Annotated in this window: 13 protein-coding genes; 5 read left to right on the top strand and 8 right to left on the bottom strand. The window is 58.1% G+C overall.

Annotation, left to right across the window (positions count from 1 at the left end):
* Nucleotides 1-100 precede the first annotated feature (100 nt).
* The 8 genes from DXH95_RS04095 to DXH95_RS04060 form a co-directional block, all read right to left on the bottom strand.
* Nucleotides 101-877: an enoyl-CoA hydratase-related protein gene (locus DXH95_RS04095; RefSeq protein ID WP_115548158.1), complete on the bottom strand. Its 777-nt coding sequence runs from the start codon at nt 875-877 to the stop codon at nt 101-103.
* On the bottom strand, nt 878-2,125 hold the full coding sequence (locus tag DXH95_RS04090; RefSeq protein WP_181883569.1) for an MFS transporter: 1,248 nt from the start codon (nt 2,123-2,125) through the stop codon (nt 878-880).
* Nucleotides 2,126-2,232: 107 nt separating this feature from the next.
* Nucleotides 2,233-4,716, bottom strand: coding sequence for a TonB-dependent receptor (locus DXH95_RS04085; RefSeq protein ID WP_115548156.1), 2,484 nt, complete (start codon nt 4,714-4,716; stop codon nt 2,233-2,235).
* A gap of 114 nt (nt 4,717-4,830) precedes the next feature.
* Nucleotides 4,831-5,838, bottom strand: coding sequence for a DUF2889 domain-containing protein (locus DXH95_RS04080; RefSeq protein WP_181883568.1), 1,008 nt, complete (start codon nt 5,836-5,838; stop codon nt 4,831-4,833).
* 25 nt (nt 5,839-5,863) lie between these two features.
* Entirely contained in the window at nt 5,864-6,655 is a 792-nt protein-coding gene (locus DXH95_RS04075; protein ID WP_115548154.1) for an SDR family oxidoreductase, read from the bottom strand.
* Entirely contained in the window at nt 6,652-7,473 is an 822-nt protein-coding gene (locus tag DXH95_RS04070) for an SDR family NAD(P)-dependent oxidoreductase (protein WP_181883567.1), read from the bottom strand. Before DXH95_RS04070 ends, DXH95_RS04075 begins: the two co-directional genes overlap by 4 nt.
* Nucleotides 7,470-8,969 carry a class I adenylate-forming enzyme family protein gene (locus tag DXH95_RS04065; protein ID WP_115548152.1) on the bottom strand — a complete coding sequence of 500 codons (1,500 nt, stop codon included), beginning with the start codon at nt 8,967-8,969 and terminating at the stop codon, nt 7,470-7,472. Before DXH95_RS04065 ends, DXH95_RS04070 begins: the two co-directional genes overlap by 4 nt.
* On the bottom strand, nt 8,969-9,733 hold the full coding sequence (locus tag DXH95_RS04060; RefSeq protein ID WP_115548151.1) for an SDR family NAD(P)-dependent oxidoreductase: 765 nt from the start codon (nt 9,731-9,733) through the stop codon (nt 8,969-8,971). The genes DXH95_RS04065 and DXH95_RS04060 overlap by 1 nt, the downstream gene beginning before the upstream one ends.
* Nucleotides 9,734-9,895: 162 nt before the next feature.
* On the opposite strand from DXH95_RS04060, the gene DXH95_RS04055 reads away from it, so the two are divergent.
* Genes DXH95_RS04055 through DXH95_RS04035 form a run of 5 tightly spaced genes read left to right on the top strand, consistent with a single transcriptional unit; the run spans nt 9,896 to nt 15,079 of the window.
* Nucleotides 9,896-10,204, top strand: coding sequence for a hypothetical protein (locus DXH95_RS04055; protein ID WP_115548150.1), 309 nt, complete (start codon nt 9,896-9,898; stop codon nt 10,202-10,204).
* Nucleotides 10,205-10,208: 4 nt separating this feature from the next.
* Entirely contained in the window at nt 10,209-11,705 is a 1,497-nt protein-coding gene (locus DXH95_RS04050) for a class I adenylate-forming enzyme family protein (RefSeq protein WP_115548149.1), read from the top strand.
* A 13-nt stretch (nt 11,706-11,718) separates the two neighbouring features.
* Nucleotides 11,719-12,726: an enoyl-CoA hydratase/isomerase family protein gene (locus tag DXH95_RS04045; protein WP_115548148.1), complete on the top strand. Its 1,008-nt coding sequence runs from the start codon at nt 11,719-11,721 to the stop codon at nt 12,724-12,726.
* The gene (locus DXH95_RS04040) at nt 12,723-13,709 is read left to right on the top strand and encodes a CoA transferase (protein WP_115548147.1); all 987 of its coding nucleotides are present in this window, start codon (nt 12,723-12,725) and stop codon (nt 13,707-13,709) included. Before DXH95_RS04045 ends, DXH95_RS04040 begins: the two co-directional genes overlap by 4 nt.
* Nucleotides 13,706-15,079 (top strand): amidohydrolase family protein, encoded by a 1,374-nt coding sequence (locus DXH95_RS04035; RefSeq protein ID WP_115548146.1) that lies wholly within the window; start codon nt 13,706-13,708, stop codon nt 15,077-15,079. Before DXH95_RS04040 ends, DXH95_RS04035 begins: the two co-directional genes overlap by 4 nt.
* The last annotated feature ends 10 nt before the right edge of the window (nt 15,080-15,089 follow it).

The raw sequence follows: 15,089 nt of genomic DNA, 5'->3' as shown, positions 1-15,089 counted from the left end.
TTCTCCTCCACTTATCCCGTCGGCCTGGGCTGGCGGGGTATTTTTTGTTGTGCGCAGCTTGGATTCTGATGGGCTGTCCAGCAATTTCCGGAATCGACCTTTAACGCCCCTTCCAAACAGGCGGTCGCTTTTCCGCAAATGCCCTGGGCCCTTCGCGGGCATCGTCGCTTTCGGCCCAGGCCGCAAATGCGGGGTAGCTTTTCTGGTTACGCATCGCTGCTGCCACGCCACTTTCATCGAGCCCGCGATACACCGCCTCTTTTGAGGCGCGGATCGACATTGGGGAAGCCCGCAATATCTCCGAACACCAGCGCAAAGTTGCAGCCTGCAATTGCCCGGTTGCAACCACCTCGTTGACGAAGCCAAGCCGCGCGCCTTCCGCTGCACTCACGCGCCGTGAGGTTAATATCATTCCCATCGCCTGTTTCAGGCCAATTTGCCGTGCGAGCCGGTGAACACCCCCGCCAAGTGCCACCGCACCGACCAGCGGCTCTGGCAAACCAAAGCTGGCTCCCTCGCTAGCGATAATGATATCGCATGCCAATGCTACCTCAAACCCGCCACCAAGCGCGAGGCCGTTCACCGCTGCAATAAAGGGTTTGGGACAGTCAAAGCGTTCGATCAGTCCGGCATATCCGTTCCTTGGGTAATCGCGGTGGCCGTCAGCCACAGCAGCCTTCAGGTCACTGCCCGCACAAAAAGCCCGATCCCCTGCCCCGGTTATGACGCAGGCAAGTTGCCCGGCATCTGCGGCAAAGGCATCAAAGGCTGCCTGTAACTCTTGGTGCATTTGCGCATTGATTGCATTCATCACCTCTGGCCGGTTAAGTGTAACGGTAGTGACCGGACCGTTGATTTCGACGGTGATGAACTGCATTCACGCCTCCACTATATGTTCTTTCAATGGTTTAGCCGTCCGCCCCGCCATGATGGCCGCGATGCCGCCCACTATCAGGCAGCAGGAGAGAGTGGCAAGTGCGGGACGCAGCGACATTTCGCCAAATCCTGGTGCATAAGCCTCACTTAAAAAGCCGGTAAGCGTTCCGCCTACCCCGGTACCCGCCAAGCCGATGAGCATGTTGATCGTGGCCGACATCATTGCCCGCATCGCAACCGGGACCTGCGCAAAACTGAGCGCAATGATTGGACCAAGATGGAGCGTCATCACAAACTTCATGCCCACGAAACAGGCAAGCGCCACATAAGGGTTGGCGGAATAGACGAAGAGCATCGCCAGCGGGAAAGCGGCCAGCAGACCGAGCCCCGCAAACCAGCCATTGAAGCGAGGATTATCCTTGCCCCATTTATCTGCAACCCAACCGGCTGCCAGATTCCCGATCACCAGCCCGACTGCCATCGCCGTGCCCAGCCAGAATCCGGTTTCCGCCTTGGTCATGCCATGTACGCGCTGGAAAAAGGATGCGCCCCATATGATGAAGGCAAAGCCGGTAACGGGTACCATGATGAGCAATAATCCCACCCAGCGCAGCGATACATTGCCAGCCATGGTCCGCATCACCTCGGCCATGCCAATCTGCTGCGGCGGAACAACAACATCGCCCTTGCCCCGACGCGGTTCGGCCGAGAACAGCCAGACTGCCAGACCAATCAGAATGCCGGGCAAGCCGACGATAAGGAAAACTTCGCGCCAGTTAAAAAACTGCGAAAGCCAGCCCGCAAGCCAAAGTCCCGCGGATATGCCAATGGCGCTGGCTGCAAGCATCGAAGAAATGACGATTGTGCGCCTTTCAGGAGGGAAAATCTCGGTCAGTAGCGAAATTGAAGCAGGACCAGCGCCCGCTTCCCCGGCAGCAAGACCAATGCGGGCCAATACCATCTGCCAAAAGCTGTTTGCCACACCGCAAAGTGCGGTCGCTGCACTCCAGACCATAACGCACAACGCAACAACCAACCGTCTGTCACCCCGGTCCGCGTAACGGGCAATCGGGAAAGCAGCTATGGCGTAAAAGAGCGCAAAAGACATCCCCGTCAACAGCCCGAGCTGGCCATCGTTGAGGCCAAGCTCCAGCTTTATGTCATCCTGAAACAGGGTGAAAATTTGCCTGTCCACATAACTCAATATCGCGACAAGGAACATCAGCCCAAAGGTCAGGTTCCGGCGCATGGGGGAGATTTCCTGTGCCATTCAGCCCTCTCAACAAAAAGGGGGAAGGCCGGTTTCCCGACCCTCCCCCAGATTTCAAACCCCATTGAAGGGAGTGACAAAACGCATCAGAATTTGACGGTAGCGGTCACGCCGTAGGTTGTCGGTTCGTTGCGAACGCCCGTGACATAGCCGAGTGGCGCGACAAGAAGCGTACTGATATTGTCCCGCTTGTTGGTCAGATTTCGACCGAAAACAGCAATTTCATAATGGTCACCAAATTCAACAGACGCACGTGCTCCGACCAATCCAATAGCTGGGGCAGTGGTCGCATCGATAATTTGCTGATTTTGCGGGTTTGCAACGAAGTTATACTCCGCCACGGGCACGTCGCTTCGCCAGCTGTAGTCAGCATGCAGATTCAACTTGGCTGCACCAAGGTCGGCCGAATAATCAGCGGCGAACGAAAACTGCTTTTTCGCAACACCGGTGAAGCGTTCGAACGAACGGTCACCGCTCAAGTCGGCAAAGCGGACATATTCCGGATCGACCAGAGCACCGGAAGCGCTGAGCCGGAAACCATCGAACAAGACAGCAGTCAGTTCAGCCTCAATCCCTTTGAAGCGAGCCTTACCAGCATTGCCCAGGATTGTCGCCGTGCCGGGAACGGTTGAAGGTGGAATAGGCGGGGTAGCAATCAAGGTCGAGCGCTGGATGTCTTTTACATTCGTGAGATATGCGGCAGCATTAAAGCGAACCCGATTGTCGAAGAACTGGCCCTTGAAACCAACCTCGTACGAAATGGCGGTTTCAGGACGGAAGGGGATGAAAGCAGCTGTATTGGGTGCGCGCAGATTCTGCCCGCCCGAGCGGAAGCCCTTTGCTGTCTTTACATAGACAAGGACATCGTCGTTCAGCTTGTAATCAAGGCCAGCGGTATATGAAACACCGGCAAAGCTGTCGCGACGCTTCACACCGCATTGCGCCGGACCCACCACTTCGCCGCCTGCATTGAACGGCGCAACTGGAATGATCGAGCAGATGGTAAGTCCGCTAGTCCGAATGTAGTTATTCGTCCGGGTTTCAAGGCCCTTATCGTCCACAGAATAACGCAGGCCACCCGTGAAGGTTAGCGCATCCGTGATGTGCCATGAAGCCTGACCGTAGACGCCGATGCTGTCATTGTCGATTTTGCCATAAAAGTGCGATGTGGCAGGATTGAGAGCTGGAACGGTAACCGAGATCGACTGGTCAAAGCCCGATTCATGGAAAACAAAAGCGCCGGCTGCAAAATCGACGGCATCGGCAAAGGCCTGTCCCGTAATCTGCAGTTCTGCAGACTGTTGCTTCAGCTCCTGTTGGCCCTCGGTAAAGTGGACGGCGTAAGAAGAACCCTCAAGATCGAGTCCAGCTGCCGAATTGACCTTACGTTGCCCCAAGATCAGCTTGATCTCACCCCAATCGGTGTCGAGTGCGCCGGTGAAGCCATAAGTGTAGGTGCGAGCCAAAGCGTATGAAACTTCATTATTTGCCGTCGTCCGTGGATTGGCGGCTAATGTCGCTGCCTGTGCATTCAATATGGCCAAACCGGGTGCCGTTGCAGTCGCGGGCGGATTGCCGTTCAGGATGCCGACGAAGGTGCCTGCAGTTGCGCTAACCGAATAAGTCGAATTCGGCGTTGGGTTGGTTGGCGTTGCTAGCCCGGCATTAAACGCGGAAGCCGCAAACACAAGCTGACGGGCAGGATTTTCTTCCATGTCAAAATATTCACCGGAGAACAGCAGACTCAAGCGATCGGTTGGCTTGATCAGCAATTTGCCGCGGAAATTCCAGCGATCCCGATTATCGAGTTTGCGGCCAAGCTGCGAGCCGGGATAATTGCGGCGCACAACTGTATTGCCGAGTAAGGCCGTGGTCGAAGCAGTGGTATTGGATGTAAAGCCATCGCGCTTGAAGCGCTGACCAGCCAGACGAATAGCAATCTTGTCTTCGACAATTGGGATGTTCGATACTGCATTGAGCGTCAGTTCATTGAAACGACCATAGCTCGCCGAAATCTTACCGCCATATTCGTTTAGATCAGGATCGTTCGTATTGATCAGCAACGCACCACCGGTCGTGTTGCGACCAAACAATGTTCCTTGCGGGCCCTTCAAGACCTGCACCGACGACGCGTCGAGAATGTCGCTGTTCAAGCCATACGCACGCGACCAATATACACCGTCTACATAGGTGCCGACCGATGGATCAAGTGTGGCAAGAATATCGGTCTGAACCTGACCGCGAAGTGTGATTGTGACTGCCGACGGAGTCGAAGAACCCTGACGCATCGCAAGGCCCGGAGTGAAATTTGCTACATCCTGCAAGCGCTGGATATTCTGGTTCTGCAAATCTTCACCGCTGAAGGCGGTAACCGCGACTGGCACATCCTGAAGATTTTCCTCAACCTTCCGCGCTGTCACGATAATTTCGGTCAAGCCGACAGAATCTTCCTCGGTTGCTTCCTGAGCAAATGCTGGCGCGGTAAACGCACCGATACCCAACGCAACGGTGGAAACGGTCGATAAAATCCGAACGAATGCGCCCTTGGGGGCACTTTTAAAAGCAGCCATATTCCTCTCCTGATATGCACCCAGCTTTGAGTGTCATCTATTACTTGTATAACTAAGTGGGACAGCAGATGCAATGGGCTTTTGAATTTGCTGTTTGAGTGTGACCGGAATGCATCAGTGCGGCAGATGCGCCGCCAGATGTGGCACCTCGGCCATCGAGCGGAGCACGTCGTTAAGGTGCGTGCAGCCAAGCGGACCAGGAAGTGTTTCGAGCACGGACTTGCGGAAATCCGCCAGTCTCAGCCCGACCATTTTGTCAGCATTGGGGGCGGCATTGGGGCATTCGCGATACGGCAATATCCGCGGATCGACCGTGATTTCCGCAAGCACCAAATCCGCTCCCCGCGCCACAGCATGGACAAGATATTCGTGAATGGCGGTGCGTCCACCCTTTGGGTTGATACCGCTATCCTGGAAACCGACCTCGATTCGCACGTCGCCTCCATCACGCCAGACATCGATACGACGGGCGCGGCGCATCGAAACGGGCGCGTGATCGAACAGATTGTGCCACCCTTCCGGATCGTCCGGATTGACGAGTGAGGGAACTTCGGCCGAATTCTGGCTCCGGTTACTGCTGCCATCGGGCATTAGTGCGGTCGAACCTTGCTCGAAACCAGCGCAGATATCGGTCATCACCCCGCCGCGCCCGGCCGTTGATCGTGCGCCGGACTGCTGCGCCAATTCCTGCCAATCATTGACCCATTGTGACCATATCCAGCCCGCGACCAGGCTGGCGCCCGAAAAATCGTCAAGCAGCAGGTAAAGCGGGGAGCCGTTGACACGCTCTTCGGGCATCACTTCGGCAAGCAATGCCCGCAAATGCCCGCCGCCGCGCGCACCGACCAGCACGTCGATCGACGGGCGATGCGGTTCGACACTTATGTCCAAAATTTCCCGCCGCGCCGTTGCGCCGATGCGAAAACTGTCTTCGGCCAGAATTTTTGGCGGTCCGCCATCCGGCCCGGTCAGAACATCCCGCGCGCGACCGACCATCACCACCGGTTGGCCAAAGCCGCCGGGCCAGCCCGTGTCGATGGTCGATGTCCGGCGAACCGAATTGGGTCGCCGGACCGGTGCTGGCCCGGCGGGGTTGCGGACGATGCGTTCGTGACCGGTCAATATGCTATCCTTGCTATCATGCCCATCAACGCGGTGGCATGCGGATGGCACCATCAAGCCGGATGGCCTGGCCATTGAAATAGGTGTTCCGGTTCAGTTCGAGTACCAGGCTGCCAAATTCCTCTGGCTTGCCAAGGCGTTTCGGGAAGGGAACCGAGGCCGCAAGCCCTTCAAAAATTTGCGGTGCCCTGTCTTTCACGGCCAGCATCGGCGGTGTTGCAAAGATGCCCGGCATGATCGAGTTGCAGCGGACACCAATATCCATCAAATCGCGCGCGATGGGTAGGACAAGGCCGTTAACGCCCGCCTTGCAGCTGCCATAAGCAACCTGTCCGATCTGTGCGTCTTGCGCCGCAGCCGACGCCGTAAGCGTTATGCAACCGCGTTCGCCATCTTCGAGCGGTTCAAGGCTGGCCATGCCTAGCGCCGACATCGATGCCATGCGGTAGGACGCGACCAATATACCCAGCGCGGAGAATTCATAATCCTCAGTCGAAAATCTCTTGAATCCACCCGTTTCACGATCCTTGGCAACAGTCTTGCCGCCTTTCGACACCTGTGCGCAGTGGACCAGAATACGTTCCTGGCCATTGGCTGCGCGGGCAGCGGCGAAGCCAGCTTCGGCACCAGCCTCATCCATGATGTTGACTTTATGGAATGTCCCACCGATTTCGTTGGCAACCGCCTGCCCACCTTCTTCATTCATGTCGAAGATCGCGACTTTGACACCAACCGATGCAAGTGCCTGCGCCGACGCACGGCCAAGGCCCGATGCCCCGCCGGTGACGACAGCGGAGACCGAATTATCGAGTTTCATATCTGAATTTCCCTTTGTTGTTTAAGCTTATTCTGAAGCAAGTCGTTGCGTCCGTTGGCAACGGCAACGCTGGAGCCACCGTCCATTTTGATACTGGTTCCCGTGATATATGAGGAGCGGGCCGAGGCCAAAAACAGACAGGCATGGGCCACATCCTCCGGTGTGCCGGCCCGTCCGACCGGAACCGTAGCGGCATATGTAGCAAGGCCTTCATCCCCCAACACCGCCATCGCCCGTGCACTGGCTATCAGGCCGGGATTGACCGCGTTGACGGTGATCCCGTCTGCCACAACATCGCCCGCCGCACCGCGCACAAAAGCGTCGAGCGCCGCCTTGGCCATGCCGTAAGCAGTCATATTCGGCACAATCGAAACAGTTCCGTTGACCGAACCGATCGCGATAAACCGCCCGCCATCCGATGCTTTGGCCAGATAGGGACGACCTGCATCAAGCAGCCACCATGCTGCCTTTGCGATGCTGGCAAAGCCAGCCTCCATCGCTTCGTCCGAAACATGCCCCACCCCGCCATGCGCGATGTCCGCTGCGCAATGGACGATGATGTCTATCCCGCCAAACCGCTTGGCTGTTGCCGCGATCAAGGCACTGCACTGAGCGTGATCCTTGACGTCGATCCCGAAAATGTCCGCAACACCACCGGCAGCTTCAATATCGGCTTTGGTTTCTTCGGCATAAGACAGCGTGCGTGCCGCCAGCATCACATTCGCGCCAGCCGATGCAAAACCCAGCGCGATGCCGCGGCCTACCCCGCGCCCGCCCCCGGTAACTATGACGGTTTTTCCGGAAAAGCTCTCGCTCACACAGCAACCCCGAACAACGCCTTCAGTCCCGGCGCAGAAGGCTTCATCGAGGGCGTGCGCGGAAAGTCTTCCACGAAGCGGAAATGGACAGGCACCTGATAGGCGATCAGCTTTTCCTTGAGAAATGCTTTCATCACATCTGTTTCGGGGGGGGTCTCGCCAGCTTTCAGGATGATTGCGGCTGCGGGCACCTCGCCCAGCCGATCGTCCGGAACGCCGACAACAGCTGATTCCCGGACGGATGGGTGCTGGTTGATGGCCTTGACCACATCATCAGGGTGCACCTTGAAACCACCCCGGATGATCGCATTATCGGCGCGCCCCTTGATCCAAAGGTACCGATCATCATCAAGCACAGCACGGTCGGTTGTCCGCATCCATTGCATATCATTGCCGAGTTGCGCGCCTTTGAGTTCCAGCAGCCCTTCGCTTCCGTGCGGAAGCGGTTCCCCGGTTTCGGCATCTACGACACGCGCTTCGATATCGGCATGCATCCGCCCTACAGCGCCGCGTTTTTCACTCCAGCGCTTCCGAAAATCATCGATATTCCAGCCGGCTACTGCACCTGCCATTTCGGTAGCACCGTAATTGCCGCATATGGGAATGCCATATTTGTCGTAAAATGCGTCGACCAGATCCGGCGACAATGGCGCTGTGCCGCTGATCATTGCCCGCAAAGACGATAGCGCTTCCTTGTCCACATCGGCTTCGAGCAGCATACGAATGGCCGAAGGAACCGCCGGGGCGACCGCAGGCCGATTATTGCGCACAATGTCGACCCAGGCGTCGACCGAAAATTTCTCCAGCAGCGCAATCTTTCGCCCAGCCGCGAGCGCCCCTATGCAACCATAAATCCCGCCAATATGGGTCAATGGGTTGACGACCATCGTGCAACCCGAATTCAGCTTTGGCGGATCGTCAAAACTCCGGTTGCGTTCATATTTGGTGAAACCACGAAAACTGGCGTCGAATGAATTGCGCGAAAGTGGCACGCGTTTGGGGGTGCCCGTTGTGCCGCTGGTCAGCATTTCGATAGCGACACCGGGTGAAAGCTTGATGCCGGTCCTGATGCTATCACTTACCAGTCGCGCGCCTTCCAATCTGGGGCCGATTTCAATCACTGCGGAACCGGCGCGTTTGAGCGATTCCGTGAGGCCCGCGCGTGCCAGATCGGTTGCATCCGCGATGACTACGGGTAAGCTCAACCCCTCCACATCCGCAAACAGCTTTTCATCCGGCAAAATCGGATTGAGCGAAACAAGGCACCGATCTGTTGAAAGCACAGCAATGATCGCAGCGATATGTCCTGGCCGGTTCCGCAGCATGATGCCGACACGACAGTCCTCGGGCAATTCAAGCGCCTGAAGTGCAGCTTCGATCGCGCCAACGGTTGCAGCAAGTTGCGCCCAGCTATATTCGATGCCTTCGAAGTCAATTTCGGTCCGGGCAGGATCGAGCGCCATGATTGCGCGCAGTTTTTCGGTCATCAGTGCCATCAGATCGACAGACCTCCGCTCGCTTCGATAATTTGTCCTGTCACCCAGCGCGCATCTTCGCTGACCAGCATCATAACGGCCCCGGCGATGTCATCCGGCTCGCCGAGCCGTCCCATCGGTGTGTGCTTGGCGGTGGCCTCATCCCAGCCTGGTTTGTCACGGAGTGCCGCGATGAAATCTGTCGAAACAGCACCCGGGGCGACGAGATTGCAGGTGATCTGGCGCTTGGCAACCGCAAGCGCTGTCGAGAAAGTAAGGCTCTGCAAGGCACGTTTCGTCATGCCATAGCCTGCAGCAAAGGGTTGCCCGACTTTACCCGACATCGAGCCAATATTGATGATACGCCCAGAATCGCGTAGCCGTGGAAGTGCTGCCTGAGTGACAAAATGCGGGCCTTTGACATTGGTTGCCATCATCGCATCGAAAAGTTCCTCGCTCCCCGATTTCAAGCTGGCATCACCGCCGCCACTGCCGATTCCCGCATTGTTTATGAGGATGTCCAAATTGGGCGCTTCACCAAATTCGGCGTCGCACGCGTTGAACAGAGCCTGTATTCCGGCGAGAGTGGAAATGTCAGCCTTGACCGCAATCGCGCGCCCACCATTGGCGGCAATTTCGTCGACAAGTGCCGATGCTTCCGCGTCCGCATTTGCATAATTGACGACGACTCGCGCACCTGCTTTGGCCAGGCGGCGCACGATCGCCGCACCGATGCCTCGGGCTCCGCCGGTCACCAGCGCATTTTTTCCGGTCAGTTCGTTCATGCTTCAATCTTGCCAAGATAGTTTACTTAGTGCAATAAGTGAATCGCGCGATGCAAACTTTGCTTGGCCTGACGTTGATCGGGCCCGCGCTTTATGTCTGAACGATGTTAAGGTATCGGGGGTTGAATTAAGCCGCCGAACGAAAATGAGGATTGAGAGGAAATGGAGCTTAAACCCGGATCGCGATGGAAAAGCGCCGTTTGTGATGCACAGATGGTTGTCGTCCGCCCTCCTTCAGCCGCTGGCGAATTGCAATGTGGTGGCGTGGCGGTGCTTCCTCAGACAGACACTACGCCACCCACGGGCACCATTGACCCGGCGCATGCTGGTGGCGTCCTGATCGGCAAGCGCTATACCGATATCGACAGCGGTATTGAAGTGCTCGGCGCCAAAGCAGGCGCAGGCTCGCTCGCGTTCAATGGCGTGCCGCTGACTTTGAAAGAAGCCAAGCCCCTGCCCGCGTCGGACTGACCCTGTGCAAACCAACCTGTTGCTCGATATTGCCGCCGAAGCTTGCGGCGACCGGATTGCCATTGGCTCCAAAACGGCTGGCCTGAGCTATGCAGACCTCCGCACACGCGCACGCGCAGTGGGGGCTTGGCTCGCCAGTGCAGATACGCAGCACGCCGTTTTTGTTGGACTCAACGGAGATGCGTTGCCTGTTTTGCTGTTTGGCAGCGGTCTAGCCGGATTGCCCTTTGTTCCGATCAACTATCGGCTGTCGGACGAGGATTTGCGCAAACTGGTTGCGCGCACCGTTCCGGCGACTGTGGTTGTCGACGACGATATGGCATCACGTATTGCCGAAGTGGAGGGTGTCGAAATTGTGTTGCGCAGCGATTTTGACGCGCGCTTCATCACGGGCCCTGTCGAAGACCCAGTCGACCTACCCGAACCCGACAACGATATCGCCGTTCTGCTGTTCACCAGCGGGACAACAGGCGACCCGAAGGCCGCCGTGTTGCGCCATGCAAATTTGACATCCTATGTGATGTCCACCGTCGAATTCCTTGGCTCGGACGAAGACGAAGCAGCTCTGGTCAGCGTCCCCCCTTATCATATTGCCGGCATTTCCGCCGTACTGACCTCCGTCTATGGGGGGCGCCGGATCGTCTATCTGCCGGCCTTTACAGCGGAAGACTGGGTTCAAACCGCTGCCCGTGAGGCAATCACCCACGCGATGGTTGTTCCAACCATGCTCGACCGGATTCTGGACGTGATGGAAAAGACCGGCGAAACATTGCCTGCATTGCGCGCACTTTCTTATGGCGGCGGACGGATGCCCGAACCTACGATCGCCCGCGCGCTCGCCATGCTGCCCCAGGTTGATTTTGTGAACGCCTATGGCTTGACTGAAACCAGCTCCACCATCGCTTTATTGGGTGCCGAAGACCACCGGATCGCCTTTGCCTCAGAGGATCCCGACATACGTCGCAGACTGGGTTCGGTAGGCAAGCCACTGCCGTCGATCGAACTCGAAATCCGCGACGAAGAAGGCAAAATTGTTGGCCCCGGAGAGCAAGGTGAGATTTATGTGCGCGGCGATCAGGTGTCGGGCGAATATCTTCATAAGCGCGCCATTGCCGACGATGGCTGGTTTGCGACCAACGATGGCGGCTGGCTCGACAAGGACGGCTATCTTTATGTCGACGGGCGCCTTGATGATGTAATCGTACGCGGCGGCGAAAATATCTCTCCCGGTGAAATAGAACATGTTCTACGCGAAGATGCGAGCGTCGCCGATTGCGCAGTACTTGGCCTGCCCTGTGCCACATGGGGTGAAAAGGTCGCAGCGGTGATTGTAGGCAAAACCGACAGCGTGGATTGCGATGCGCTAGCGGCGATGGTCCGCAGCAAGCTGCGTTCCACAAAAACACCTGAAGCCTGGTTCGTCCGCACAGAGCTGCCGTATAATGAAACCGGTAAATTGCTCCGCCGCGTGTTGAAGGCTGAACTCTCAGCCGATTGCTGATAGAAGCTCGTCCGTGACCCGGGACGATGAGGCCTTTTTGCAACCCGACGCCATAGAGGCGGACGACTGGTCTGCGTTCGGCAGCCGTGCCGTCTGGATTGGCCCGGCGACTTGTCAACCACCCTCAGGGGTCCAGTCAGTGCTGATCGGGCTGGATGCACATGGCACACTCGAATGTGTTTCGATCGATGCCTACGATGTGTTGCTGACAGCGCGTGTCGATGCGCCGGCGCCGTGGATACCGGTTCCGGCCGAAAGATTGGCCACACATGCGGAAACACTTGCCGGTACTGTGCGGCAACAACCTGTCGCGGCGACAATGTTGGCGCGGACTTTGCGTCTAACTGAAAAATTGGCGTTCGCGCAGGCGCTTGACGTTGAATCGCTTGCCTATTCGACCTTGCTTGGGGGCCAGGAATTCCGCAACTGGTGCGCGATGCAACCGCCGCGGGTCACAACGACCTCCCCTAGCGCAGAATGGGTCAAGATCAGTCGAACGGATGATATTGTCACGCTCACACTCAACGATCCCGAGCGCGACAATGCCATGACGGCGGCGATGCGCGATGCGCTTTACAATGCGCTTGCGAATTGCCTTGATGATCCTTCGAAACCCTTCGTCCGGATCGAGGGCAATGGCCGTTGCTTTTCAACGGGAGGGCATTTGCCCGAATTTGGCTCAGCCCATGATCTGGCAAAGGCCCATGTCGTGCGCACACTCCACAGTTGTGCGCGGGCGCTGCACAGTCTCGGGGAACGGGCAAGTGTGTTGCTGCACGGCGCGTGTATCGGCTCCGGCCTGGAGGTTCCTGCTGCTGCCCATTACAGGGTCGCCTCGCGCGATGCCTGGTTCCAGTTACCCGAATTGCAGATGGGATTGATCCCTGGAGCGGGCGGGACTGTTTCGGTTTCGCGCGCCATCGGGCGGCATAGAACGGCGTGGATGCTGCTGTCCGGAAAGCGGGTGACGGCCCCGCAAGCGTTATCGATGGGGTTGATCCACACGATTACCCGCCAATGAAACGGCTGCTGTCCGCCATAAGCGAAACCGGTGCAGAATTTGAAGCTGTGTCGCGCAATTTGGGGCAGGCTGTGTCGGTTGATGCGACTGCCTTGCTCCAGCGCGATGCCTCGCTTGGTCTGACAGCACCAGGCCTTTGGTCGCCGAACCGGCATAGCCGGATGGTCGAGGCGCTGGATGGCTGGATGGCAGTATCGCTAGCGCGCGAAGATGATGTCCGCACCGTCCCCGCCTGGACAGGATGCGCGCTGGATGATGATCCGTGGAATGCGGTGATCGGCTATCTCGCGAAGACGCCTTGCGATATTGCATTAGCTGACGGGCAAATGCTGCATTTACCGGTTGCAATTGTAAACGAGACACGGTCTGCACCATCGCCGCGCCTGCGCTTCGCGAAGCGCGCCGATCACGCCCTCAAGGCTATCGATTTGTCCGCGCTTTGGGCGGGGCCATTGTGTGGCGGATTGCTTGCGGCGGCAGGCGTAAAGGTAACGCGTGTCGAGAGCCCGACACGGCCAGACCCAACCCCCCTCACGGCACCCGCACTGCATCAGCGGCTAAACGGGCAGAAGGCGACGCAAACGATGGCGCTCTGCGACTCTCGGCTCCTGGATGCTATTGGTGAGACTGATATTCTTATCACTAGCGGCCGTCCCCATGCGCTAGCCCGCCACGGCCTCAGCGAAGAGGTGATTTTTGCGATAAATCCGTCGTTGATCTGGATCGCCATCACTGCGTATGGCTGGCGGGGTGAGGCAGCGATGCGGACAGGCTTTGGCGATGACTGTGCAGCGGCGGGCGGACTGGTCGCGTGGGAGCGAGGCGCACCTCATTTCATCGGCGATGCACTCGCCGACCCGCTGACCGGGCTTGAAGCAGCGCTTGCAGCTGCACGTGCGATAGAGGCTGGGGAGTCGGGATTGATCGACATGGCGCTAGCCCAGACGGCAGCACGCTATGCCAGCCGGATTGGCTTGCGATGACGGTTGCCGCGGACCTTATCCTGCGCAATGTGCGGCCCTACGGCGCTGCCATGTGTGATGTAGCCATAAAGGGCGGGCAGATATTGGCGCTTGGCCCGAACCTCTCTGTATCCGGGCCGGAAATTGTGTGCGATGGCCGCGATCTCATCCCCGGTTTGCACGATCATCACCTGCATCTGTTCGCCACCGCCGCGCGAAAGGTGACGGTCGATCTAGCCCGTTGCGAGAGCATGGATGCCGTTTGCGCTGCCCTGCGGCAACACGCAGCAAGGCTGGCGGAAGGGGCATGGCTGCGCGCGACTGGCCTGATCGAGCCCGATACCGAGATCCCCGACCGACACATGCTCGATCAATGGATCAACGACCGGCCAATCCGTGTTCAGGACCGTACAGGCGCGCTGTGGCTGCTCAACAGCAGGGCTATTGACGCAATCGGGCCGGGGCCTTGGCCGGACTGTGTAGAACGCGATGCTTCGGGTCGCCCGACCGGGCGCATCTGGCGTGGAGACGTCTGGTTGCGATCGACCCTAGCCTCACCACCACCATCGTTGCATCATCTCAGCCGCGAACTTGCCGCATTCGGCATAACGTCCGTCACCGATGCCGGTGCCTCCAATGGCGCTGCGGAAGTTGCTTTGTTCGAGGCGGCTGTCCAATCCGGGGAACTGCTGCAAAAACTGACGCTAATGGGGCGGGAAGATTTGCCGCTGTCGCCCGACCTCGAACGCGGCCCCCTGAAATTACTCTATGATGAATCCGCATTGCCGGATGTCGCCGAGGTCGCGGCCCGCATCGTAATTGCGCGGCAACACAATCGCGCTGCAGCGGCCCATTGTGTCACCCTCGGCGAACTGCTGTTTTTCTTGGCCGCGCTGGATGCCGCCGGCGGTGCTCGCCCTGGGGACAGGATCGAGCATGGCAGCGTCATTCCCCAAAGCCTATTGGCCGACATCGCGCGGTCTGGCCTGACCATCGTCACCCAGCCCGGCTTCGTTCGCACCCGCGGCGACCGCTATCTTGCGACGATCGAGCCCGACGACCTACCAGACCTTTACCGGCTACGCAGCCTTTCCGATGCAGGCATAAATGTGCTCGCCGGGTCCGACGCACCCTATGGCAGCATCGATCCGTGGGAGGCAATCTTGGCCGCGACCAAACGGACCACCGAATCAGGCGCCATAATTGGCAAGAAAGAAGCCATCCCGCTGCGTCAGGCACTCGGCCTCTATGGCGCGGATCGGGGAATCCAGCCGGGACAAGCCGCAGACCTTTGCTTGCTAGGAACGCCGCTTTCGGTGCTGGCCGAAGGCTGGACTGCAAATCCTGTGGCCATGACAATCATCGGTGGGGCGCCCTTCACCGCAACATAAGCTGAGATGG

This window comes from Sphingorhabdus pulchriflava, from assembly GCF_003367235.1.
GTDB lineage: Bacteria > Pseudomonadota > Alphaproteobacteria > Sphingomonadales > Sphingomonadaceae > Sphingorhabdus_B > Sphingorhabdus_B pulchriflava.
Note: the sequence above shows the minus strand (reverse complement) of the source record. Positions and strands in the feature narration are given on the sequence as shown.